Raw genomic sequence first — 22677 nt, 5'->3', positions numbered from 1 at the left:
GTTCGACACCGTGGAAAGGAGGCATCCCCATGTCCACGCCTGCGCACCTCCGCCCGCCGGTCCTGGCGGCCGGCTGGGTCGGCGACTACCTTCGCGACCCCGGCGGCACCCTGCACACCGTGGTGACTGCCCTCGGCCGATGGGCTCTGACTTGGGGACCGATCGTCGGCCCCACCGCGCTCGCAGCACTCGCCGTGTTGATCGCCGTCCGGGTGTGGTGGCAACGGCGTTGCCATCGGCGGCTGGTGGTCGATGCCCGTGTGGTGACGGTGCTCGCCCCGCCCACCGTCGATGCCGCCGGCGGGCCTGCGCTGTGGTCGAACCTCGTCGGCCTGCTGCGCCCGGCCCTCGCTCGCCTGGTCGGGAACCAGCCGCACCTCGCGTGGGAGTACCTGTTCTCCGACGCCGGGGTTGCCCTGCGGCTGTGGGTTCCGGGGACCGTCCCGCCCGGTCTGGTCGAGCGGGCCGTGGAGGCCGCGTGGCCCGGCGCGCACACCCGCACCGCACCCGCCGGCCCGCCCCTGCCCGCAGTCGAGGCGGGACGGCCTCGGGTGCTGATCGCCGGGCAGCTGCGCCTGGCCCGGTCGGAGGCCCTGCCGATCCGAGCCGACTTCGACACCGACCCCCTGCGGGCGTTGATCGGCGCCCCCGTCGGCCTCGGCCTCGGGGAACACGCGTGCGTGCAGGTGTTGGCCCGTCCGGTGACCGGCCGTCGCGTCGCCCGCGCCCGCCGCGCGGCCCGACGCCTGCACACCGGCCTGGCCACCCACCCGGTCGGCCTGGCCCTGGACCTGCTCACCCCCGGCGGAACCCCCCGACGGCGCGCCACCTCCGCGACACGGCCGGGAGGGGACCCGCAGACGGTGCTGGACTACGCCGCGCAGAACCGCGTGGTGGTCGCCAAACAACGCGGCTCCCAGTACGAGACCGTCCTGCGCTACGCCGTGACCACCGACCTACCTCCGGAAGCCTCTGAGGAGGAGGTGCGGCTCGCTCGGCAGACCGCGCGAGGTCGAGCCCACGCCCTGGCGGCGGCGTTCGCCTCGTACACCGAGCACAACCACTACACCCGCCGCCGCCTCCGCAACCCCGCCCGCGTCGTGTCCGATCGGCGCCTCGGCCGAGGCGACCTGCTGTCGGTGCCCGAGTTGGCCGCGCTGGCGCACCTGCCCGTCGACGAGGCCACTCCCGGTGTGCAACGCGCCGGAGCCAAGGCCCTGGCCCCGCCGCCGGGCATCCCCGTGCCCGGCCCGCAGACCAAACCCCTGGGACTCACCGACAGCGGCCACCGCAGGCCCGTCGCGCTACGCGTGCCCGATGCCCGGCATCACCTGCACGTCCTCGGCGCCACCGGGTCGGGCAAGTCCACCTTGTTGGCGAACATGATCCTCGCCGACGCCGAGGCCGGTCGCGGCCTGCTGGTGATCGATCCGAAAGGCGACCTGGTCACCGACGTCCTTTCCCGCCTGCCCGCCTCGGCGGCGGATCGACTGGTGGTGTTCGACGCCGACTCCCGGACGCCACCGCCGTGTCTGAACCCCCTCGACGGCGGAGAGACCGACCTGGTCGTGGACAACCTCGTCAGCGTGTTCCGCCGGGTGTACTCGGCGTTCTGGGGACCACGCACCGACGACGTGATGCGCGCAGCCTGCCTCACCCTGCGCACCCAGGAAGGCGTCACCACCCTCGCCGACCTCCCTCGCCTGCTGTCCGAGCCCGCATTCCGCTCCCGCGTCGTCGCCGGAGTCGTCGACCCCGTCCTGCGCGGCTTCTGGACCTGGTACGACGAACTCACCGACTCCGGCCGCTCCCAGGTCATCTCCCCGTTGATGAACAAACTCCGAGGATTCCTCCTGCGGCCCTTCGTTCGCCGGGCACTGACCGCCGGACACTCCACAGTGGACCTAAGCCGGGTGCTCGACGGCGGGATCTGCCTCGTGCGCATCCCCAAGGGCACGTTGGGGGAGGAGACGGCCCGGCTGGTCGGGTCGTTGATCGTGGCCCAGTCCTGGCAGGCCACCACCGGCCGCGCCCGCACTCCGCAACGGGATCGCCGTGATGCGGCGATGGTCATCGACGAGGCCCACAACTTCCTCAACCTGCCCTACCCGCTGGAGGACATGCTCGCCGAGGCCCGAGGTTTCCGGGTGTCGATGACTCTGGCCCACCAACACCTCGGCCAACTTCCCCGCGACCTGCGAGAGGGCATCTCCACCAACGCCCGCAGCAAGATCTTCTTCACCGCCTCCCCCGAAGACGCCCGCGAGCTGGCCCGCCACACCGCCCCGAGACTGACCGAACACGACCTCGCGCACCTGGGCGCCTATCACGCTGCCACCCGCCTGGTGCTGCACGGCGAGAACACCCCGCCGTTCACCCTCACCACCAGCCCGCTGCCCCCGGCGATCCCCGGCCGCGCCCGCGACCTCCGACGAGCCCTGCGTGACCGGCCCGCCACACCGGCGACGACTTCGGCGCCGACGACCGACCCGGCGGGGCCACCACCAACGAGCGGCCCTCGACCTCACAGCACCGACCCTCGCCGGACCGGCTGAACGGATCAGATCCCGACCACGCCCCGACCATGCCGCCCGCCGCCCCGCCTCAGGTACCGGCACCGCAGGCGACACCCGACCGGTATCCCCGTCCCGTCTTCTTCGGAGGTTCGCTATGCCCACCGTGCCCACACAACGATCCCTGCGCGGGTCTCAACCGACCCGTGCGCGTCCGAGGATCGCGAACTCGACCGAACACCAGGCTGCGCTTGCCGCCCGGCTCACCGCGCGGGATCGGTGGCTGCTGCGGATGCTGCACGAGCACCGGGTCCTGACCTCACAGCAGATCACCGACCTGGCCTTCCCCTCCGGTCGCGCGGCCCGCCAGCGCCTGTTGGAGCTGTACCAGTGGAGCGTCCTGGACCGCTTCCAACCGTTCACCACCCACGGGGCCGCCCCGATGCACTACGTCCTCGCACCCGCAGGCGCCAGTGTCCTGGCCGCCGAGGACGGCTTGGACGTCAAAGACCTCGGCTACCGGCGAGACCGGGCCTTCGGCATCGCCTACAGCCTGCACCTGGCCCACACCATCGGCATCAACCAGTGGTTCACCAGCCTGATCAGCCGCGCCCGCCACGACCCGACCACCGCGGTGACCGCGTGGTGGTCGGAGACCCGCGTGGCCGCCCACTTCGGCGACCTCGTCCGCCCCGACGCCTATGGCCGCTGGCAGGCTGATGACCGCGAGATCGAGTTCTTCCTCGAATACGACACCGGCACCGAAGCCCTGGCCGTCCTGACCCGCAAGCTCCACGGCTACGCCCGACTCGCCGAGGCCACCGGCATCACCACCCCGCTCCTGCTCTGGCTGCCCACCACCCGCCGCGAAGCCGGTGCCCGCCGCGCCCTGACCCGCGCCCGGGCCGACCTCGACCACCCGCACCGTCTCCCCATCGCGACCGCCACTGCCGACCATCCCGACGCGACCCCCGCCGACGCGATCTGGCTTCCCCTCGACGCCACCGGAGCCGGAGCGCGGCGGGCACTCCACCACCTGCCCGACTCACGACACCACCAGAACAGACCGACGCCGACGCCCGCCGCACCGGAGACGACCACCGCCCCGACCGCACCAGCCCTGGTACTGCCGCCGCCCGACCCGTGTCCCCCGGCGCCCGGCATCGGCACGGACACTGCACCCGACAGGGACCGCCATGGGCGGTAAGACCGCCCTCGCCGGACTTGGCGCGCTCCTGCTCATCCCCGTCCTCATCGCCGCACTCCTGCACGGCCTGGCCACCACGTTCCTCGGCAGCTCCGACACCACACCAAGCCAGGCTGCCTTGGATGACATCCCCGGCGACTACCTGACCCTCTACCTCCAAGCCGCCCCGACCTGCCCCGGCCTCGACTGGCCGTCCTCGCTGCCATCGGGAAAGTCGAGACCGACCACGGCCGCGTCCCACTCCCCGGTGTCAACGACGGCGAGAACTACGCTGGGGCCGGCGGGCCGATGCAGTTCCTTCAACCGACCTTCGACTCCGTCGCCAGCCGCATCCCACCCGGCGGCGCCGCCCCGCCGTCGCGATACGACCCGCACGACGCCGTCCACGCCGCCGCCCTCTACCTCTGCGACTCCGGCGCCCCCGACGACCTCTACGCCGCGATCTTCGCCTACAACCGCGCCGACTGGTACGTCGCGAAAGTCCTCGCCCAAGCCGACACCTACTCCACCGCCCACGGCAGCCCCGACCAGGCACCCACCGACGCGGCGCAGACAGCGATCAACTACGCCATGGGACAACTCGGCCTGCCCTACGTCTGGGGCGGCAACGGCCCCGACGGCGGACACGCAGGCTTCGACTGCTCCGGACTCACCACCGCCGCCTATGCCGCCGCCGGAGTCACCCTCCCCCGCACCGCCCACACCCAATACCACGCCGGACCCCGGCTCCCCGACGACACGGCACTGCTCCCCGGAGACCTCGTCTTCTACGGCAACCCGGCTACCAAGATCACCCACGTCGGCCTCTACCTCGGCAACGACCAGATGATCCACGCACCCACCTTCGGCCAACCCGTCCAAATCGGCGCGTACCGCTGGGACGATGACAGTTATGTCGGTGCTCGCCGCCTCTCTTGAATCCTTCGGGAGGCTGCGCCGACGCTGATCGGAGGCGATTCCTGTGCTCAACCTTCGCCAACAATTGGGCTCGTCCTTGGGCGAGTTGAACGCCACCTAGCTCAGGTGCCGCTCATGCATGTTGATTGGCGATTGTCAAGAATCGATCTGAGTGTGGGTAAACTTTCACCCAAATGGCAGATTTTCCGTTACGGCCTGTTTTGGGGTGGCCATCAAGTTCCCTCCATGTCGCAATGTTGTGTCGTTTTTCACCACTATTTAGTGGAGTGTGCTACGGGATGGGCTCGAGTAACATTTCTACCTGTTCAAGAAGTCTCGATCGAGGTATGTGCGGGATGAAAGCTCCCGTGCGGCTTATGCATTCAATTCGAATTCCTGCACCTATGAGTTAGGATTGTTGATGAAGACACGCCTCGGAAAGCTGCTCGGCCTGGTATTGGTGCCCCTTTCGGGACTTCTTCTGTTTGCTTCCGGCACTTCTGCCTCGGTGGCGGATAACGTCGAGATCCTGGAGAAGGTGTCGGACTGCAACTTCAACTTGGATTGGCCGCATAAATCGGGTCATAGGCCCGGTTACGTGACTAGTAACGGCGTGATGTCGTGCAACACTGCCAAGGCGTATCTGGGAGTTGAGACTCATCTCTATAGGGAAACTACGCCAGGTTATTTCAGCCTTGTCGCGTCTGCCGAAGATGTATCTAATAGTGGCAGGGGCGTATATGCCGGAGCAGCTGCAGCGGAGCCCTGTAGGAGTGTTCGCTATCTGGCGAGGGCAGAGTTTTTGATGGTGGACCACAACGGTGTCAGGTACGAGCGAAGCCACGTAACACCCGCTCGATCGATTAGTTGCTAAGCTCCTGTACTATCTGATGCCGAGGTAGCCCTTCAGTCTCGGAAGTGCGACCTTGTAGTGCAATATTACGGGGCGTATCTGATCGTGACTGAAGGGACTCTGCGTGAGGAGTCAAGATTTCATTTCGGGTGCTTTCAAAAGCCCTATTCTGGTGGAGCTGTGCAAGCAATTTTTGGATGATTTCGAAGGCCTGCGGCGGTTGGACGATGTGAATCTTTATCATCAGATAACCTTTGCTGCAAGCCTCCGGAATTCGCGCGATGTGTTCCTGCCGCAGATTGCTCCTGAATTGGACGACGTGGCCGAACGGATTATGGGCCGCATGAAGGCGGGTTGGTTTGCGCGGACGGAATTGAGTAGTCCGCAATCCTGGTTCTCGAAAACAGGCGAAATCCGATCCGTTGGCACTCTGGATTCCCGGCTTGGCTCTGTCATATCGGAGAAGCCTCAAGGGGCGCTTTGGACTTCTTCCTACCTGCCTAATGGTGAGAGTTCCTGGGCAAGGAAGGAGCGTGCGGAATTTTCGAGAGAGAATAGAACTCTGTGGTCCGTCTACTTTCATGAGAGTGATCATTCAATCTATCACATTGATGCTCTCAGGGATTTTCAATGGCTTGCCTCGCAATATCCAGGTGATTCTCGAGGTGGTCGTATTTGTGTCGAATGGCGGGACGTCTCCGTCGATTTCCGCGCTGTCCATCTCACTGCAAGAGGGCTCTTGGCTACGCAGAATTTTCCGGTAGTTACATCGCTTGGAGTTGCCGAGCTGCGGGGTTGGGATGCGGAATCTACTGTATGGCTTCGGGATCTAAAGGACATTCGAGTGGTGCCGGTGGACGATTTGACGGAATAAAGGCCCGGCTGGTGTCAAGCAGTGGGTGCACCACCGTCGTTAAGTAGGAGGTTTTTGAAGAATTCAATGGGTTCGAGCCAGTCGAGTGTCTGGCGTGGACGGTTGTTGAGTTCGTCGGCGATGGCGTCGAGTTCGGCGTGAGTGCGGGTGGAGAGGTTGGTTCCCTTGGGGAGATATTGTCGGAGGAGTCCGTTGGTATTTTCGTTGGTGCCCCGTTGCCAGAGTGCGTGCGGGTTGTAGAAGGGGCGTCGATTCCGGTTGAGTGATTGCGGGGAGTGTAGATGCGTTCGCGCGGTGCCTGGAATCGGAAGATTGCGGTCCCGGGGCGATTTCCGCACGGACATCACGTGCGTTTACCGAGGGGAATGGGCATCGAGACGTATCGGGCTCGCACTCGGATCCGACGCGGAACTATAGGCAACGAGTCCCACTCGGGGATAGGTGGCACAAACCCGGTGCGGAACTCCTCGGTGGATTCTTTATTTCCACAAGCGTTGCAGATCGGCAAGCAGCAGTCTGAGATGGTGTGAGAGGTGTCGGGCCACTCGGGCAATCGTCCGCAACACCGAGGACACTGCCCATTGCCCACCCTCGACTGGATGGTCTCTAGTCGTGCCTCCACCTCTGGGACAGTCAGCAGTCCGTAGCCGAAGAGCGCAGTCCGCACGCAGTTAGTATGCATCGGGTCACTCTCACACGGTGGCGAGGTCATCGCGGGCCCGACGTTTCGAGAGCGTTATGGATCTCCCTCGGACAGGTGATCTCCGAACGTGAATCGAGTCGCGTTCGTCAGGTTGGGCGGCGGTGTCGCGTGTAGGGGACGCCGTTCGGCCGGAACCCGCGTGTATCCGGGTTCCGGCCGAGGAGTCTGATCGGGTGTCAGGCGGTGAAGATCGGCTCCGGGCGGCTGGCAGGAATGGTCATGGGTGCGTTGACGGTGTAGTCGAGGCGCAAGATCATTGCGGCGGTGCGTGCCGATGTGTCGTGGCCAGGTGTCGTCGAGACCGTGCCACATTGCGGCCTGTTCCCATACGCCCTGGTGGCGACCAGCAGCTCGATGTCGACGTGTGTTTCGGATGTGGTGGTGTGCACGCGGACGACGACGTCGCCGTCGACATCCTCTGCCGGGGGAACGTCTTGTTCCAGGCCGCTTCGAACAGGATCGGGTTGGCGGTCAGGCCCGGCGGGGTGGTGGCCACGTCGATGCAGGTGATCATCAGGCGCTCGTAGTCGGCGGGCATCCCCATCGGCGTCGGGGACACCACGTCGGGGTCGGCGTCGAACAGGACCACTATGTCCGGGGTCCCTGTCCCAGTTCGACGGTGTGAGCTGGTCGGTGATGGGCGGGGTCGGTGTGGTGGTCATCGGGATCTCCGTTCGCGGTCGGTTGTGCTGGTCGAGGTCGTACGGCGATGTGTATGGACGCGTGGTCGTGGCGCGCCGTCGTCAAGCCCGATGCGGCCGGATGTGACGGGACGACCGGGATGGCGCAATCGGCTATAGCCGCTGATCACGGACGTCTACATGAGACGGTTGTGTTGTGGTGTGGGGCTTGACTCGTCGCGGTGATGGAAGCGTTCATAGACGCGTAGCCCGTTTCGACCGGTAGCGCGCCGGGGGCTGCACCGCCCCCGGGGGCATGACCCGTAACCCCTCTTTACGAAGGAGTGGCCGTCATGCCCGACACCACGAACACCACCCGCCTGCACGCCGTTCCCGGCGGTCGCCGCACCGATGCGGAGCACCGGTTGTGGCGGGCGTTGCACGACAATCCCGGATCGACCGCCGCCGACCTCGCGTTCACCGCCGGCATCGGCCGGTCGACCGCGACGAAGATCCTCGCCACGTGGGATACGGAGGGCAGCGCCACGAGGACGGCCGGCATCGCCACCGGCGGTCGGCGCCCCGCCGACCGGTGGAGCGTCATCGACGTCGACGGACCCGCCGACACCGACACCGACGTCGAGCCGGACACGAACACCGACAGCGGGTCGGATTCCGATTCCGACGGCGACGGGGCGACTCCGTCGGGCGAGGAGGTGATGTCAGTCCGGCTGGCCGTCGTGCCCGACGCGCCGACCGACACCGCCGCCGACCCGACCCCCGCCGAGGCCGACGTTCCGATCGAGGAGGCGCCGCCCGCGCCGTCGTCGACCGACACCGCCCCTACGCCTCGGACCGGACCGACGGGTCGACTGGCGAAGGGCGCCCTCCGGGGGATGGTCGAGGACTACCTGACCGCGCACCCCGGTGAGTCGTTCGGGCCGGCCCAGCTCGGCAAGCGGCTGGGTCGGTCGGGCGGGGCCGTCGCGAACGCACTGGAGAGGTTGGTCGCCGACGGCTACGCCAGGCGGGTCGCCGAATCCCCGAAGCGCTATCAGGCCGTCGAGGGCGACGCGCCGACGGCGTGACCCCGAACGGCATCGGTGATCACGGCGGGTGCCGCCTTGTGGTCGGCACCCGCCGCCTGTCGCGACCGACAGGAACGGGAACGGAAGGACGGATGATGGATCTCCAGGCCACCGAGGATCTCGCGTTGGCGTTGACACGTTTCGACCTGCGGCGCATGCCCGCCCGGGTGTTGGCAGGGTTGCTGCTCACGGACGAGGAGGCGATCACGGCCGTCCAGATAGCGGGAAATCTCCAGGTCGGAAGCGGGTCGGTGTGGGCGGCCGTCGACGTGCTCGCCCAGCGTGGCCTGATCGAGGAGGTTCCGACACCGGGGACCCGATCACGGCGGTACCGGTGTCCGGACCAGGTCGGCCTGCGCCTGATGGCGACGTTCAGTACGGCGTTGCGGGTCATGGGGGATGCGGCGCGGCGCGGCATCGAGCACGTCGGTGCCGACGGGGTGGCGGGGCGCCGACGAATGGAGGCGTTGCGGACGTTCTGCGAACACCTGACGAGGGACCTGCCCGAAGTCCTTGATCGCCTCGACGAGGTGGATCGATCGCGGGCAGGGTAATACGGCGGAGGGTGTTTCGGGCGTGATCCCGGCGGATGACAGCGAGCCGGGATCACGCCCGTCCGGCTGTCGGCGGTGTTCGTGACGGTGCCGGGTCCGGCGGACCGATGAGACGGATCACGTCGCGGGCATCGGGTGGAATCCGTCGGCGATCCCGGCGCGACCACACGCGCGGCGTCGCCGGCCCGCGCCGGTGCGCCGGGCGGCTCGACCGGACGGACGGCGCCGCCCGGTCATTCGGGGTTGGGTCGGGCCGTCGACGTGCGCGCTCGGTGCGGTCCGGTAGTGGTGTGGTGGGCGGGATCGCCTCGCCCTGCCGACGTCGACGGCGCGGTACTGGGGTTCGTGTCGCCCCGGTCGGGGTATCGGCCCAACGCCTACGACCGGGCCGTGGTGTGCGGCCCTGCCCCGGACGGCCCGTTCGCCGTACGCGGGTCGTGCGTGCGGTGGCGCCTCGTCGGGCGCCGTGTCGCGGCACGGATGCCGCGATGGCACGCGCCTCGCCCGGAACCGTCGCGTGGCGGTTCGGCGGCATCGGCGCACCTTCCGGTTCCCGCCGTGTTGCACCGGGTGCGGCCACCGTCACGGGGCGGGCACGGGGCACCGGGTGTCATTGCGATGTCCGGCCGCACGCCCCGGCGCCGGTGACGTGTGGTCCGGGCGTCGGCGGTGTCGGTGACGTGCCTGCGAATGTGGTGGTTGCGGGTGTTGTCGACGTGAGCGCCTTCGGGCGCGGTGTCGTTTCGATGCGATGCGGGACACCGTTCGGCCGGAACCCGGGTTCGTGTGCCCGGGTTCCGGCCGATGAGTTTGCGGCTCAGTTGGTGTCGGTGTGTCCCGGTCGGGTCGACCTCGGCATGGGCCTGGCGGCGTCGCCGTCGAGCCGCATGATCAGGGAGACGGTGCGGGCGACGTATACGGGCCAGGTCGTGTCGAGTCCGTTCCAGACCCCGGCCTGCTCCCACCGGCCCTGATAGGCGACGAGCAGCTCGATGTCCACGTGCGTGTCGGATGCGGTGGTGTGCACCCGGATCACGACGTCGCCCTCGACGTCCCGGGCCGGGCGCAGGGTGTGCAGCCAGTGGGCCTCGAACAGGATCGGCTCGACGGTCAGGTTCGTCGAGGTGGTGTCCACGTCGACACAGGTGATCAACAGGCCCTCGGCGTCGGCGGGCATGCCCATCGGCGGCGGGGATGGGGGAACGTCGGCCTCGGTGTCGATCAGGGTGACTAGGCGGGGGTTGCGCGTCGGTTCGTCGGTCGTGGCGGTCGGCGTGGGTGTGGGTGTGGTGGTCATCGGGTTCTCCGTTCGTGTTGGTGTGTGTTGGGTCGGTGCCGTACGGCGATGTGTATGGACGCTTGGTTGCCGCGCCGACGTCAACCCGATGTGGCCGTGGCTGGCGGGAACGGCCCGTATGGCGTAATCCGCTATTGCCGCTGATCAACAACGTCCACATGAGACGGCTGTGGTGTGCGCCGCTCACGTGGCGGTGGTGGCCACGGACGCCCGTGTTCCGGGCGGGTATGCCGGTGGCGGCGGTGTGTCGGCACCGGTCGATATGGGAACGCAACGGGGCGTCGTCGGCCGTTCGGCGTGGCGCCGTCGGCGGGTGGGCGCGGTCATCGGATCGGGCGCGGGTAGTGCCACGCCGGGCCGGCCGGCGGTCGGTGGTGTCGCGACCGGTCAGGCGGCGGTGATGTCGCGCCAGGTGCGGTCTCGCCAGAACAGGACCCGGTCGTCGTCGTAGGCGTAGACGAAGTCGAACTCGTCGTCGAACCCGGGATAGGCCGCACCCAGCTCGGCGTCCCGCCATGCCGGGAACAGGTTGACCACGGCGCGGGTGAATGCCTCGACGGTGGGGGCGGTGAGAACCGCCTGACCTTCGGGGAGGGTGTTCATAATGTCGGGCGTCGGGCCGGGGTTGTCACCGGTCGAGGTGTACAGGACGACCGCGCCGAGGGCGCGGGCGTGGTCGCCGCGTCCGACGACGAACAGCGCCATTCCCATGATCGATAATCCTTCGGTGTGGGGGCCGGGTTGGTGTGCCGGGGTTCAGCGGGTGGCGTGCAGGGCGGCGGTGGCGGCGCGTCCGACCGCGCGCGGTGGCGGTGAGGTCGGTCACGGTGTGGACGGTCACCCCGTTGAACGGGGTGGCGTAGTCGCCGGGGGACAGCCACAACACGCCGCACCCGGTGGCGCGCAACCGGTCGACGCGGTGCTGTCCTGCGGCATGGGGTTCGTCCCGGAAGTGGCCGTCGGAGATCACGACCAACAGGCGGGCGGCGTCGGGGTCGGGCGTGGGGTCGCTGTCTGTGCTGTCGGGGTCGGTGCCGGCCGCCACCACAGCTGGCCGGTGCCCAGGACCACACGTCCTTCCGGTGGCGGCGCGGGGTGTGGGCGGGGGCTTCGGGTCAGGTTTGTGCGATGGTGACGGTTCCGATCGTCTGGGCACGTGCTTGTTGGGTGGCTTCGTCGAGGCATCGGACGATGGGGTGCAGTCGCCGGTCGGTGGGGTCGTCGGGGTGGTGCCATCCGAATTCGGCGATGGCGCGGTGCACGTCTTCCTCGGCCTCGTGCGGGCGGACGAGGGTGTTTCCGTTGGTGTCGCGGAGGTCGGCGTCGGTGTAGCCGTGGCAGTCGACCTGGAGTACGCGGGTGTCGGGGTCGAGGGTCATGGCGTAGCGGAGACGGACGCGATCGTGGGCCACGGTGGGGTGGTGCGCGCGGAGGGTGAGCAGGGTGAGGATCGCGGCGGCGACCTCGGGCAGCGGCCAGTCGGCGGTCGGTGTGTAGGCCCAACCGTGTACCCGGCCGGGTCGCGCGGCGTCCAGGTAGGAGGTGGCGGGTGTCGTCGCGGGGAGCATCGTCGGGAACATCGGTTCGGCGGCACCGAACTCGGTGGGATCGCGGCTGATGCGGGTCCAGGCCGATCCGAGGCGGGACATCCAGAGTCCGCCGTCCCAGGCGTAGGTCCAGCCGGTGACCGCGCTGGTCTCGTAGGGCCACGGCCATCCCCAGCTCACGGGGTGGGCGCCGAAAGGCTCGTCGACCTCCCTGTCGTGGAGGAGCCGGGCGAGGGTCGCGAAGTAGTCGGAGGCGTCGCGGACGACGTCGAGTCCGTAGCCGGGCAGTATCGAGGCGGGGTCTCCGTCGGTCGCGAGTGATCCGAGCCAGCGGGCGTCGGTTCCCCGCCCGAGGTAGAAGTCCGCCGCGTCGTTGTCGATCACGAGTGTTGGTCCTTCCTGTTCTTGTCGGGTCGGTGCGGGTTCGGGGGCTGGATGGTGACCGTTCCGGATCACGGGTTCCCCTCGGTCGTGGTGCGGGTGTGGGTAGGTCGTGGAGGTGGTCACCAACCGTCGGGTCGCATCCCGTGTCGGGTGAGCCAGGTGTCGAGATTGGTCACGTGGCGGTGATGTCGTGCCAGGTGTGGTCTCGCCAGAACAGGATCCGGTCGTCGTCGTAGGCGTAGACGAAGTCGAACTCGTCGTCGAACCCTGGATAGGCTTCTCCCCGCCAGGCGTCTCGCCATGCCGGGAGCAGGTCGGTCACGGCGCGTTCGAATGCGTCGACGGTGGGGGCGGTGAGGACCGCCTGGCCTTCGGGGAGGGTGTTCATCACCTCGGGGGTCGGGCCGGGGTTTTCGCCGGTCGGGATGTACAGGACGACCGCGCCGAGGGCGCGGGCGTGGTCGCCGCGTCCGACGACGAACAGCGCCATTCCCATGATCGATAGTCCTTTCGGTGTGGTGGCCGGGTTGGTGTGCCGGAGTTCAGCGGGTGGCGTGCAGGGCGGCGGTGGCGGCGCGTCCGACCGCGCGCGCGGTGGCGGTGGGGTCGGTCACGGTGTGGACGGTCACCCCGTTGAACGGGGTGGCGTAGTTGTTGGGGGACAGCCACAACACGCCGCAGCCGGTGGCGCGCAGCCGGTCGACGCGGTGTTGCCCTGCGGCGCGGGGTTCGTCCTGGAAGTAGCCGTCGGAGATCACGACGAGCAGGCGGGCGGCGCCGGGGTGGGACAGGCCGAGGGCGCCGTCGAGTGCGTCGAGGGCCTTGTCGACGGCTTCCCAGTCGTCGTCGGCGTCGAACTCGGTGACCTTGGCGGGTGCGGTTCCCGGGTAGACGATGGGGCGCACGTGGTTGCCGAAGATCACCGTGGCGGTGTCGGCGGGCACCCGGGTGTGGCGGGCGGCGTGGGCGAGGATCCACGCCGTCGAGGCCACGGGCCCCGCGAACGTGTCCATTGATCCGGACACGTCGCACGCGATGCCCAGCCGCAGCGGTGGTGCGGGAACGGTGGTGCGGGTGGTGCGGGTGAACGGCTCGGCGGTGGGCAGCGCCCCGGCGGCGCGTTGTGCGTCGGCGGCCAGCGCCCCGCGCATCCGCAGCCGCCCGGGCGGGGTCGCCGAGGTCGTCTTCGTGGCCACCCATTCCCGAATCCCGGCGGTGTTCAGCGCGCGTGCCATGGTGCGGGCGGCGGTACGTTCGGCGGCGGTCGGCGACCGGGTACCGGTCGTGGCGGTGCGCCCGTCGCGCGGCCCGTCGGTGGCGAACACCCGCTGGGCGACCGTGTCGGCGAGCGGGTCGGCGGCGGGTGTCGCCGTCGCGTCGGCGGGATCGACGGGTCCAGCCTCGTCCGCTACCGCCCGCGCCACCGATGCCAGGCTGGTGGTGATCGCCCTGGTGAGCGGCGAGGGCACCGGGGCGGCATCCGGGTCGGTTGCCATGTCACTGCCGTTGCCGTTGCCGTTGCCGTTGCCGTCGGGGTCAGGGTCGCCGTCGGGGTCGGGGTCGGGGTCGCCGTCGGGGTCGCTGTCGGCGTCGGTGCCGATGATCTCGCACCATCGGCGGCCGAGGTCGAGCATGGCCTCGGCGTCGTCGTCGGCGACGCCGAACGCCTCACACCACACCGCGCGCAACGCCGCGAGGACGTCCTTCCCGAGGACGGACTCCACGGCCCGCGCGACCGGTGCGGTTTCGGTGGCGGTCAGGACCCCGGCGTCGGTGCGTGCCAGCAACAATGCGGCGGCCTGTGCCGCGTCGTGGGCGGTCATCGCGGGACCGTGGGCGGGGTCGGCGGCCGGGAGGTCGGCGAGGATCAGGTTGATCGTCGAGGCGCGCAGCCAGTGTCGGTCGTCGGGGCGGCGCCGTAGGTGGGCGGCCTCGATGCGCGACTCTTCCAGCAGGGTGGCGGCGGTGGCGGCATTCGGTTTGGCGCCGGGTGGCGGGTCCCATCGGCTGTGGGCGGCGTGGGCGCATTCGTGGGTGAGCAGCCCCCAGGCGGTCGCATAGCGGGCGCGGTCGCCGATCCGGTGGGGTGTGGCGGTGGCGGGGTCGACGGCGCCGAGGTGGGTGCCGTCGACCTCGATCACGGCGTGGGCGTGGAGGAAACACGCCGGTCCGCCGTGTCCGGCCCCGGGGGCGATGGTGACCAGCAGGTCGTCGCGGTCGGCGATCACCGGGACCTCCTCGGTCATCGCGGCTGACAGGGTGAGCCAGCCGGGGGCGGCGGGGAACACGGCGGTGCCAGGGACGGTGGGGTCGCTGATCAGGTGGGTGGTCATGGTGACGGGTGTCCTTCCTCGACGGGGTCGGCCGGGCGTGTCAGATGCGGGCACCGAGGGCGAGCGGCTCCAGCGGTTTGCCGAACACCCCGCGCACCACCAAGCCAACGGTGTCGCGGTCCTCCTCCGGTGCGGCGCCGATGAGGTTCCCGGCGGCGGCATCACTGCCCAACACGTCGGCGATCCGCTGAAACGCGATCAGTTCACGGAGTTGCGGCGCCCACCCGACCTCACCGCGTGCCTGACGGGCGGCGAGGTTGCGCGCGACGCGCACGGCGCGCCGGTCGATCTCGAGCTGGGTGGCGAGGTCGTAGTCGGTGGACACCTGGATCTGTACGGCGAACCGGGACGCCAACGCGTCGGACAACACCGCGCCGTGAACACCGGGGTTGTGGCCGGCGATCGTGTAGAACCCGGGGGCGGCGTGCACGACCTCGCCGCCGTAGGCCTTCACGACGATCTCGCGGCGTCCGTCCATCGCGGGGTAGACCACGGCCAACACGGTCGGCGGGATCAGGGTGGCGTCGTCGATGAACAGGGGAAGGCCCGCACGCATCGCGCGGATCAGGGGACCGTGGACGAACACGTACCGGCCGTCGGGCGTCTGCGTGTACTCGCCGACGAAGTCGGCCACCGTGGTGTCACCGTCACCCGCGACGGTGATCAGATCCGGGAACGCCGCCTCGACCACCGACGTCTTCCCGGTGCCGGGTGGGCCGTACAACAACGCAGGCACCCCGGCCTCACGCAACCGGCGTAGCGCCGTGACGTCGGGCATCCCCGCGACGGTGCGCGGGTGATAGGTCTGCCCGTTCGGCCGTGTCACCGGCCCCGACACCACCCCGGCACCCGTGGCCGGCGCGGGCGGCGCCGTCGCGCGGGACCGACGCGGCGACCCCGAGCCCCCGGTGTGCGCCGCCGTCGCGGCGGCTGCCGTGGCAGCGTTGGCCCGAAACCGTACCGGTGTCGTCGACGTCTGCGCGGCCTCACCCCGGTCCACCAACACGGCCAAGGCGTTCGCGACCGCGCCGGCCGACCGACCCAACGCGAGGGCGACGGTGCGCGGCGTGTGATCGACCTCGGTTTGGTCGGCGAGTACGGCGGCCACCTGTCGGCGGAGCTCACCGCTGCGCAACCGAGCACCCGCCGGCCGGGGAACGGTCGCGGCGGATGTCGCCGACGGAACCGGTGGCGGAGGTGCGGTGGTCATCGCGTGTCGTCCTTTCGATCTCGTGCGGTGGGATGGCGAACGGGCCGAGGTGCGGGCGCCGTTCGGCCGTTCGTTGACGGCCGAACGGCGGCCGGTTCAGTCCTGGTCGCGTTGCCACCCCATGGCGTCGGTGGCGGTTTCGGGCAGGTATCCGATGTGGTCGCCCTGTCCGATCCACACCACCCCGGGGGCGTCGTCGAGGTCGTCGTCGCCAGGCGGCGTGTGGGATCCGGTCACCCGTTCCACGTCGTACTCGAGGGGCCAGGCGGGTTGGAACGCCAGACGCACCGACGCCTCCGGGTCGAACGCCGTGAGCTGGTCGATCAACATGCCGACGGTGAGCTTCATGATCACGAAATCCCTTCGGTCGTGGTGCGGGGGCCTCGGGTGAGGTGCCGGCGGCGAATCAGGAACGGCGATCCATGCGCCGCCACTCCCAACTGCACGAGAAGTGGAAGCTGTTGACCGCTTCCAGCGCGCGCTTCGCCTCGGCGATCCAGAGCTGCGGGTCGTCGTCGGGCTCGGCGAGCAGGCACCAATTGGTGGCGTCACGCATCTCGTTGAAGGCCTCGTTCATATCCATGACGTCGATCTCCTTCGATGAATTCCGGCGGTCGGGATTCGGGCAGCGTTCAGCGCGGGGTGTGATACGGGCAGGGTCGAATGTGCGAGGCACGGTGGGGGCTGTGGCGATACGGGTGGCGGTCGAGGCCGGTATTCGGTTATTCCGTCGAGTTCTGGTGGGATTCGGCGGCGGCGTCAGCCGATTCCTGGGTGTGTCCGTATTCGACCCAACCGCAGTAGCAGTACGCGGTCACCGTGTCGTCGGTTTCGGTGAGGGTGTCGGCGAAACACATGGTTTCCCCCATTCAATAATTGGCGGATCGCGCCGAGTGTGCATTCGACGTGCCATGATTGCGCGCCATTCGTGGATTTTCGGTGCTCTCCGTTCCCGTTGTTGTGATTTAACGATAGCTCTGTTGGTCGGCGAATGCAACCGGACGAACCCCGATTTTCATGACTCTTTTCGAGATTTTTCCGCCGCAATTCGCCATGTGTCCGAATGGGGGCGTGTGGCATTGTCTCCGTTCCGTTGTTTGTATTACCCTTGGTCGGGGGCGGTTTCCTTTCGCGGCATTCGATCCGATGATTCAATTGGTTAATTCGAAGGAATGGGGAATGAAGGGAGTATTCGGTGAAGTGAGGGCATGAAAGGTGAGTAGTGTCAGAAGTCGTGGGGAGAAGGCCGGTGAGGGAGGGGCTGGTCCCGCGCGGCTGCCCCGATGTGTTCACCTTCCTGTGCGGGGAGGACTCTGGGATGGCCGTGGTACCCCCGGCACGGGGTGTGACCTGGTGGTGGAGTCGTGTCGGGTGGTGCCGGCTCAGCTGGCTTCCCTGCTGGCTTCCCTGGTGGTATCCCGATCGGCATCCCTGCTGGTCTGGGCTGGTCATGATCGTGTGGCGGCGGGCTGTGCTCGCCGGGAGGATGACTCGTTCGGCCGAGGGGCGAGGATGTGGGTTCCCCGCAGGGGGTGGGCACGGGACGGGAGTGGCGATGAACGAGGCGGACGAGCTCTTCCTGTCGCGGTGGTATGCGGTGCGTTCGTTGCTGGGAGACAAGTGGGTGCCGGCCGTGCTGATGGCGGTGTCGGCTGGCCCTCTGCGGCGGGTGGAGATACTGTCCACGATTCGTTCGTATTCGCTGAGTGTGGAATGGTCTAATCGATTGGATGTCTTGCACGATAGCATTCTGACGAAAGTCTTGAAAAAGTTGACTGACGAGGGGTTGTTGACTCGAAGTCAGAAGTCTGAGGTTTTCCCTCCGCATGTCAGCTACGGGTTGACTCCGGCGGCTCGGGACTTCGTGTCGGCGATGAGTGCGGTCGTGGACTGGGCTGGTCGGCATGAGCAGGTCATCGTGCGGGCCCGCGCCGTCCGCGACGGTGTCGCCGACGTCGATTGGCATGGCGAGGCTGAGTCACAACGGTGACTCTCTGGTGCCGTCACCGCGTTGTGCCCGGTGAACGACTCTCTCCGTCCGCGTCATCTCGGCGATGGAATCGGGTGGCGTCGTGTCGCGGTGGTGTTGAAGTCGGGCGGCGAGATCGCGGGTCTCGGGGCTGGGGGTCTCGCCGATCTCGGCGAGGCGGGTCGTGAGTAATTGGAGTGTGCGGGCTATTGCCTCGGGGCGGTCGAGGCGGTGTTGTAGTCGCATGATGTCGCGGTAGAGCAGGTCATTGTGCGGATCGATGGTGCGGGCGTTCTCGAGGAGGTCGAGAGTCTCTTCGGGGTCGTGTGCGACGGTGGCGCGGGCCATTGCGGCGACTGCGTCCAGCGCGTCGCGGCGCGCGGCCTCGCGCACGGGTTCGACCCAGTCACCGACGAGGTCCTCGGCGAGTGGACCCGCATAACACGCCAGGATGCGGCGATCGGCGTCCACCCGGTCGCGGTCGGTGGCGGCCACACGTCGAGCCGCCACGGCTTCGCTGAACGTCCAGTAGTCGACGTCGATGCTTCTCGGGTCGAGGTGGTAGCGGTCGCCGCGCAGGACGACGACCTCGGTGATCGACCCGTGGGTGGCCTCACCGAGCGTTGTGCGCAGTCGGGTCAGTGCCGTGTTCAGGGCGTTGGTCGGCCTGCGCGGGGGACCTGCGGTCCAGAGTGTCGAGACGAGGAGCTCGCGGGAGACTCCCTGCGGGTGCACGGCGAGGAACACCAGGAGTTCTCGCTGTCGGGGTGACAGGTCCGCGAGGATCTCGCGGCCGGCCTGCTCGTCGGTCGCGTCGGGACGCCAGTGCAGGCGCAGCGCGCCCAGGACGACCAGGCGCAGGGGAACGACGGTCTCCTCGGCGGGGTCCGACGCCGCCGAGGTGGAGGTCGAGGGCTCCCGGGACGTCGACTCCGGTGCCGCATCGGCGTCGCTCGAAGGTGCCGGGTCGAGCGCGGCGGGCGGTGGTGCGGTGACCTCGAGCGCATCGACGTCCCGTAGACGGGAATCGTCGTCGGGGTCGTCGTGCTCGGGACACCGGTCGACCCAGGACGTCTCGGGGTCGGGGTCGGCGGGGTGGAACAGGGCGAGCAGGTCGGTGGCGTCCGACTCGGTGGTCAGGCGGAACATCCGGGTGCCGAGTAGTCGTCTGCCGGGCCCGGGGTTGGTCGCCGAGACGATGCCGTCGGTGGTGAGCGACGCGGTGATCCCGGCCGGCCACGACCCGAGGATGATCCCGACGATCCCGAGGTGACCGCCGTTGTCCAACGCGGCCTGCACCCGGCCGACAGCACGGTCCGGCACGCGCACCAGGAGCGCCAGCAGCGGCCAGCCGGTGGGCGGCGGCTCGCTGCGCAGACGCCGCAGGATCTCGGTGTCGACCTCGTCCAGCACCGCGTCCAGATCGGAGACCACCCTGAGACCCCCGTGGTGCCGACGGTGCCCGGGGTGGTGGTCGAGGAGCGCGGCCAAGTCGGGTGCGGCCAAGAGGACGCGGGTCGGCTCCTGGCGGACGTCCTGCGGCGCATGGTCGGTGAGCAGGGTGAGCAGCAGGGCGCGTGCGGCGGCGGGCGCGCCGACGCCGATCAGGCCGAGTCCTCGGGTGCGGGCCAGGTCCACGGCGATCTCGTGGCCGTCGCGCATTCCCAGCGGCGTGCCGTGGACATCGCCCGGCGGGTGAGTCTGTCCGGCTGCGGAGCCGAGGGCGACCTCCTGGCCGCCGAACAGCTTGTCGAGGTCGCTGCCCGCGGCGTCATCCGGGGTGTCGGTACGCAGGTGGGCGAGGTGCAGCTGGTAGACGACGGGAGCGACGGGCAGGACCTCACGACGGCCGCTGCCGGGCCGGTACGACCGACGGTGCCGACGCCGAGCGAGCAGCAACGCCGTGCTGACCGCCGCGGCCAGGCCGAGTCCGACGAACACCGCTGGCGGAGGCGCCGACGGTTGATCACGCGCCGATGGTTCCGGAGGGTGGTCGGTCGGCGGAGGCACGATGCCGGGTGGTGCTGTCGGGGGTAAGGGAGAGTCTGCCGAGTCCCGGTCCCGGTCTGGTTCTGCGTCGAGATGTGGCGGTGAGGGCGGCGCCGGCGGTGGTGCCGGGGTGTGGTCGGGGCTTTCCGGTGGGTGGCTGTCGGGTCGAGGGTGGTCGGACGCGGTGTGGTGGGGAAGGAGGAGTTCCTGTCCGGGATGGATCAGGGCCGGGTTGGTCAGGGCTCGCCCGCCGGGTTGACTGGTCCCTTCGTTGAGGGCGTAGATGTCGGGCCAGCGGGTCCCGTCTCCGAGGGTGCGTTGGGCGATGCGCCAGAGCGAGTCGTGTACGCCGTCCTGTGGTGCCCGCACGATCACGGTGGTGGGCCGGGCCTGTTCGTCCGCTGAGGAGGCAGCGTCCTGCATTCCGACGAGGGTCACCGAAGGCTTACCTCGGAGGTCGTCATCGTGCAGAGCTGCCACGACAGGAGCTGCGGGCGTCGAGGTCGGCGGTGCTCGTCCGCCGAGGACCGCGACGATCAGCACGCCGACCAGGACGGCGGCCACGGTGTGTCTCGGCCCGCCCCGTCCGGGGCGGCGGTGGACGCCGCCCACGGCGTGGACGGCGCTGCGGGCGACGTCGAGGAGGAAGACGCCCCAGGCCAGCCAGCACAGACAGGCCAGGACATCGAGGAGTAGTCCGGTGGTCATCGGGCTCAGCAGCATGTCCGGAATCTCGGCGAGGCTGGGCAGGCGGTCGGGCAGGGGCCAGCCGATGTAGCGAACCAGGGCCCACGGCACCCCGCAGAGCAGCGCGATCAACGCGGCCAGGGCGCCTGTCGCGGCGAGCAGCCTTCTGAGTTCGTTGCCGAGTCTGATCACATCGTGCCTCCGCCGCCTGACCTGGTGCGGGATGGACGGGTGGTCTGTTGTTAGGGCTGGGGGGCGGTGTCGCCGCGTTCGGGGAGTGCTGTTCCTTCGCCGCGCACAGGCAGCTCGGAGATCCCGATCAGGTTCAGCAACTGCGTGCGATGGGAGTCCGTGACGGTGACGGTGACCTCCGCCTCGGATGCGGAGACGACTCCGGTCGTTCCGACGCGGTCGAGGTGATCGTGGGCGTCGGCGGCGGCGCGGGCGGGTACGAGCCGCAGCGTCCCGCTGTCGCGGAAGGCCGCGAGGTCCAGTGCTTGCGCGCCGGCACGGGCAGCGGACTGGGCCTGACCGGCGGCGCGGACACTGGCGGCCAAGGCCAGGCCGCCGTCCAACGCCAGCCCGGCCAGGGTGAGGACGGCAAGAACGAGGGTGACGACGAAGGCGGTCACCCGGCCCTCCTCTCGTGTCCACCAGCCTCGCCACCAGGTGCGGACGCGGTCCCACCAGGTCGGGCGGGCATGTCGGGCACGTCGGCTCATCGTCTGTCTCCTGTCGTCTCGGTGGTGTCGGCGGCTCGCCAGGTGTCGACGACCTCGGTGGCCGACGCTGAGAGCGTTCGTGTCGGAACTCCCAGGAGGAGGGCGTCGCCGAGGTCGAGGGTGCAGGTCACCGTCGCCGTCACGGCACCGCCGGCGGTCAGCCCCGTGGTGTCGAGGTCGACGTTCGGCGACTGGCAGACCACGTCACCGGAGCCGAGGGTCTCTGTCACAGCGGTGCGCGCTGCTGTTCGCGCGCCAGCAGCCGACCGTTCGATGCTGGCTGCCCGCGCGGCTTGGTGGGCGGCGTCGTCGAGACGCAGACGGGCGGTGACGCCGCGGTGGATCACCACGGCGACGAACACGAGCAGCATGATCAGAACGGGTGTCAGCAGTGTGACCTCCACGGCCGCCGACCCTCGATCAGATCGCCACCAAGGGCCGGTCCTGGTGAGGCGTGGTGGTGGAGGTGTCCGGTCGAAGACCCGATCGTGGCGTGTCATCGGCTCGCCCCGCCGTTCCGCGCTCCCGGGACGGCGGGGACGACTCGTTCGACCGGGCCGCTGGCGGCGGCGCGGACGGGCAGGTGCAGGCCGGGGACGACGCTGGTGGCCCGACCGGTGATGCGTGCGGAGGCGAGGTCGGTGTCGCGGTCGACGTCGATGCTGATCTCGGTCAGGGTGGCGGTGCCGAGGGAGTCCAGGAGGCTGCTGGCGGCGTGGTGGCCCTCGGCGGCGGTGGCCTCGTGGATGCGAGCGGCGGCCAGGCCTCGGGAGGCGGCGGCCTGAGCGAGGTGGGTGGCATGCGACCACAGGGTGAACTGCACGATCAGCAGCAGCACGAGTAGCAGCAGCGGGGTTGCGATGACCAGCTCCACCGACACCGCGCCGGACTCACCGGACAAGACGTCGCGGACCCGTCGGCGGATCGGCCGTGGGGTCGAATTCGAAGCCGGGGCACAGTGCGCGTCGGCGTGTGGGGAGGTGTGCACGGGGTCACACGCCGAGGTCGATGCTGGTGGCACGGTTCATGACGGCGATGGCCAGGACGGCCAGGACGGCGATGGCCAGGGCCACCAGCAGCGCGGTCACGACGACGGTCTCGGTGGAATACCCGGCATCCGGGTCGCGGTGCAGCGCCTGCCACCGATCGCGCAGGCCCTCGGTGAACAGGTTGAGATAGGTGAGCATCGGTGTGTCTCCGTTTCTGCTGGTCACGGTTTCGGATAACAGC

At 69.0% G+C, this 22677-nt stretch carries 22 protein-coding genes and 1 pseudogene; 7 read left to right on the top strand and 16 right to left on the bottom strand.

What is annotated here, in order from left to right; translation table 11 throughout:
* Positions 1-29: 29 nt before the first annotated feature.
* The 4 genes from UA74_RS16300 (at position 30) to UA74_RS31895 (ending at position 6344) form a co-directional block, all read left to right on the top strand.
* On the top strand, positions 30-2555 hold the full coding sequence (locus UA74_RS16300) for a type IV secretory system conjugative DNA transfer family protein (protein WP_075764772.1): 2526 nt from the start codon (positions 30-32) through the stop codon (positions 2553-2555).
* A 115-nt stretch (positions 2556-2670) separates the two neighbouring features.
* The gene (locus tag UA74_RS16295; protein WP_075764770.1) at positions 2671-3720 is read left to right on the top strand and encodes a replication-relaxation family protein; all 1050 of its coding nucleotides are present in this window, start codon (positions 2671-2673) and stop codon (positions 3718-3720) included.
* A gap of 288 nt (positions 3721-4008) precedes the next feature.
* Positions 4009-4638 (top strand): C40 family peptidase, encoded by a 630-nt coding sequence (locus UA74_RS16290; RefSeq protein ID WP_318533253.1) that lies wholly within the window; start codon positions 4009-4011, stop codon positions 4636-4638.
* A gap of 956 nt (positions 4639-5594) precedes the next feature.
* On the top strand, positions 5595-6344 hold the full coding sequence (locus tag UA74_RS31895; RefSeq protein ID WP_157442251.1) for a hypothetical protein: 750 nt from the start codon (positions 5595-5597) through the stop codon (positions 6342-6344).
* Positions 6345-6358: 14 nt separating this feature from the next.
* Here the strand turns inward: UA74_RS31895 and UA74_RS33630 are convergent.
* Positions 6359-6586 (bottom strand): annotated as a pseudogene (locus tag UA74_RS33630) (transposase); the annotation flags it as partial.
* Positions 6587-7300: 714 nt separating this feature from the next.
* Positions 7301-7636 (bottom strand): hypothetical protein, encoded by a 336-nt coding sequence (locus UA74_RS31890; protein ID WP_157442250.1) that lies wholly within the window; start codon positions 7634-7636, stop codon positions 7301-7303.
* Between the two features lie 384 nt (positions 7637-8020).
* On the opposite strand from UA74_RS31890, the gene UA74_RS16280 reads away from it, so the two are divergent.
* The gene (locus UA74_RS16280) at positions 8021-8755 is read left to right on the top strand and encodes a MarR family transcriptional regulator (protein ID WP_075743889.1); all 735 of its coding nucleotides are present in this window, start codon (positions 8021-8023) and stop codon (positions 8753-8755) included.
* 92 nt (positions 8756-8847) lie between these two features.
* A complete protein-coding gene (locus UA74_RS16275) occupies positions 8848-9309 on the top strand; it encodes a hypothetical protein (RefSeq protein WP_075741030.1) in 462 nt (153 codons plus the stop codon).
* Between the two features lie 817 nt (positions 9310-10126).
* Here UA74_RS16275 and UA74_RS16270 read toward each other — a convergent pair.
* The 9 genes from UA74_RS16270 to UA74_RS31880 all read right to left on the bottom strand — a co-directional run bounded on the left by UA74_RS16270 (position 10127) and on the right by UA74_RS31880 (position 16949).
* Entirely contained in the window at positions 10127-10606 is a 480-nt protein-coding gene (locus UA74_RS16270) for a hypothetical protein (RefSeq protein WP_075741029.1), read from the bottom strand.
* 387 nt (positions 10607-10993) lie between these two features.
* Positions 10994-11317 (bottom strand): hypothetical protein, encoded by a 324-nt coding sequence (locus tag UA74_RS16265; RefSeq protein ID WP_157434243.1) that lies wholly within the window; start codon positions 11315-11317, stop codon positions 10994-10996.
* A gap of 404 nt (positions 11318-11721) precedes the next feature.
* On the bottom strand, positions 11722-12537 hold the full coding sequence (locus UA74_RS16260; RefSeq protein ID WP_075741027.1) for a hypothetical protein: 816 nt from the start codon (positions 12535-12537) through the stop codon (positions 11722-11724).
* A gap of 172 nt (positions 12538-12709) precedes the next feature.
* Positions 12710-13033: a hypothetical protein gene (locus tag UA74_RS16255; RefSeq protein WP_157442249.1), complete on the bottom strand. Its 324-nt coding sequence runs from the start codon at positions 13031-13033 to the stop codon at positions 12710-12712.
* 46 nt (positions 13034-13079) lie between these two features.
* Positions 13080-14870 carry a VWA domain-containing protein gene (locus UA74_RS16250; protein ID WP_075764766.1) on the bottom strand — a complete coding sequence of 597 codons (1791 nt, stop codon included), beginning with the start codon at positions 14868-14870 and terminating at the stop codon, positions 13080-13082.
* 40 nt (positions 14871-14910) lie between these two features.
* The gene (locus tag UA74_RS16245) at positions 14911-16080 is read right to left on the bottom strand and encodes an AAA family ATPase (RefSeq protein ID WP_075741024.1); all 1170 of its coding nucleotides are present in this window, start codon (positions 16078-16080) and stop codon (positions 14911-14913) included.
* Between the two features lie 96 nt (positions 16081-16176).
* Positions 16177-16428: a hypothetical protein gene (locus UA74_RS16240; protein ID WP_075743888.1), complete on the bottom strand. Its 252-nt coding sequence runs from the start codon at positions 16426-16428 to the stop codon at positions 16177-16179.
* Positions 16429-16486: 58 nt separating this feature from the next.
* Positions 16487-16663, bottom strand: a complete 177-nt coding sequence (locus UA74_RS31885) for a hypothetical protein (RefSeq protein ID WP_157434241.1) — start codon at positions 16661-16663, stop codon at positions 16487-16489.
* Between the two features lie 139 nt (positions 16664-16802).
* Positions 16803-16949, bottom strand: a complete 147-nt coding sequence (locus UA74_RS31880; protein WP_157434240.1) for a hypothetical protein — start codon at positions 16947-16949, stop codon at positions 16803-16805.
* 686 nt (positions 16950-17635) lie between these two features.
* On the opposite strand from UA74_RS31880, the gene UA74_RS32905 reads away from it, so the two are divergent.
* Positions 17636-18070: a winged helix-turn-helix transcriptional regulator gene (locus UA74_RS32905; protein WP_198042731.1), complete on the top strand. Its 435-nt coding sequence runs from the start codon at positions 17636-17638 to the stop codon at positions 18068-18070.
* Here UA74_RS32905 and UA74_RS16230 read toward each other — a convergent pair.
* From UA74_RS16230 to UA74_RS16210, 5 genes are all read right to left on the bottom strand, one after another.
* The gene (locus tag UA74_RS16230) at positions 18059-20917 is read right to left on the bottom strand and encodes a BTAD domain-containing putative transcriptional regulator (RefSeq protein ID WP_075764764.1); all 2859 of its coding nucleotides are present in this window, start codon (positions 20915-20917) and stop codon (positions 18059-18061) included. The genes UA74_RS32905 and UA74_RS16230 overlap by 12 nt on opposite strands.
* 50 nt (positions 20918-20967) lie before the next feature.
* The gene (locus UA74_RS16225; RefSeq protein WP_232237284.1) at positions 20968-21447 is read right to left on the bottom strand and encodes a Tad domain-containing protein; all 480 of its coding nucleotides are present in this window, start codon (positions 21445-21447) and stop codon (positions 20968-20970) included.
* Positions 21444-21818: a pilus assembly protein TadE gene (locus UA74_RS16220; protein WP_232237849.1), complete on the bottom strand. Its 375-nt coding sequence runs from the start codon at positions 21816-21818 to the stop codon at positions 21444-21446. The genes UA74_RS16225 and UA74_RS16220 overlap by 4 nt, the downstream gene beginning before the upstream one ends.
* A 125-nt stretch (positions 21819-21943) precedes the next feature.
* Positions 21944-22348 carry a TadE/TadG family type IV pilus assembly protein gene (locus UA74_RS16215; RefSeq protein ID WP_232237283.1) on the bottom strand — a complete coding sequence of 135 codons (405 nt, stop codon included), beginning with the start codon at positions 22346-22348 and terminating at the stop codon, positions 21944-21946.
* Positions 22349-22439: 91 nt separating this feature from the next.
* On the bottom strand, positions 22440-22661 hold the full coding sequence (locus UA74_RS16210; protein ID WP_232237282.1) for a hypothetical protein: 222 nt from the start codon (positions 22659-22661) through the stop codon (positions 22440-22442).
* Positions 22662-22677 lie beyond the last annotated feature (16 nt).

Origin of the sequence: Actinoalloteichus fjordicus (genome assembly GCF_001941625.1) — a bacterium.
Taxonomy (GTDB): domain Bacteria; phylum Actinomycetota; class Actinomycetes; order Mycobacteriales; family Pseudonocardiaceae; genus Actinoalloteichus_A; species Actinoalloteichus_A fjordicus.
Note: the sequence above shows the minus strand (reverse complement) of the source record. Positions and strands in the feature narration are given on the sequence as shown.